We start from the raw sequence: 920 nt of genomic DNA, 5'->3' as shown, positions 1-920 counted from the left end.
GGGGGGGGGGGGGGGGGGACGGGGCCGATGAGGAACGCTCGGACGCGTACGGCAGCGGTGGCGGGGCTGGTGCTGGCGGCGGCGACGGCGGTGGCGGGCTGCGGCGGTGAAGACGACAACGGCGGCGGCCCCTTCGGACGCCCCAAGGCCACGCCCAGCGCGGGCGGCGAACGGGCCACCGGTGCGCCCCGCGCCCCGATCGCCGAACCGCTGCGCCTGATGCCGGTGCTGAACACGAGGCCGGGCGCCTGCCCGGCCGAGTCCCCCACGGACTTCACGAACCACACGGACAAGACGACGAAGACGTGTCTCACGGTCACACCGGACTCCGGCATGACCGTGGACCGGCCCAGGTCCGCGAGGGCCCGTTACGACTCCGCGACCGGCAACGGCTGGATCGTGATCATCGGCCTGAACGACCAGGATGCCAAGCACTTCACCGAACTCACGACCAAGCTCGCCACCCAGCAGCCCCCGCAGAACCAGCTGGCCATGGTCCGGGGTAAGCGGCTGCTGTCCGCCCCCTCCGTCGTGACCGCCATCAGCGGCGGCATCGTCCACATCTCCGGCGGCTTCGACCGGACCTCCGCACGGCAGCTCGCGCGGGACCTCGGCGGCGTGTGAGCGACACTGGGGTATGTCCTCTCCCCGCCGCGCCTGCCCCGTCTGTACGCGCGAGATCGCGGTGGTCGGCGGCCGCTTCGCCCGCCACGACCCGCCCGGCCGCCGCGCCTCGTACGACCTGACGTCCTGCCCCGGATCGCCCCGCTGCTCACCACTCAGGCCCCGCCGCCGAAGCTGTTCGGCGGCGGCGAGTCGTCGATGCCGGGGCAGCAGGCGTTGTTCTAGGCGCACGCTCGGCGGGGCGGTGGGCGCTGTGTTGAGGCGCGCGCCGATGAGATCGGAAGAGCGTCGTGTAG

The 920-nt window shown here is 73.4% G+C and carries 1 protein-coding gene and 1 pseudogene; both read left to right on the top strand.

The genetic code is table 11. From position 1 onward, the window contains the following. On the top strand, positions 1–624 hold a 624-nt coding region (locus AC5P1B_RS35695), incomplete at its 5' end, for a SecDF P1 head subdomain-containing protein (RefSeq protein WP_493892197.1). A 13-nt stretch (positions 625–637) separates the two neighbouring features. After that, a pseudogene (locus AC5P1B_RS35690) lies at positions 638–849 on the top strand (hypothetical protein). Positions 850–920 lie beyond the last annotated feature (71 nt).

The organism is Streptomyces sp. A01 (assembly GCF_059026195.1).
The sequence above is the reverse complement of the archived record's forward strand: the minus strand, read 5'-3'. Positions and strand labels throughout refer to the sequence as shown.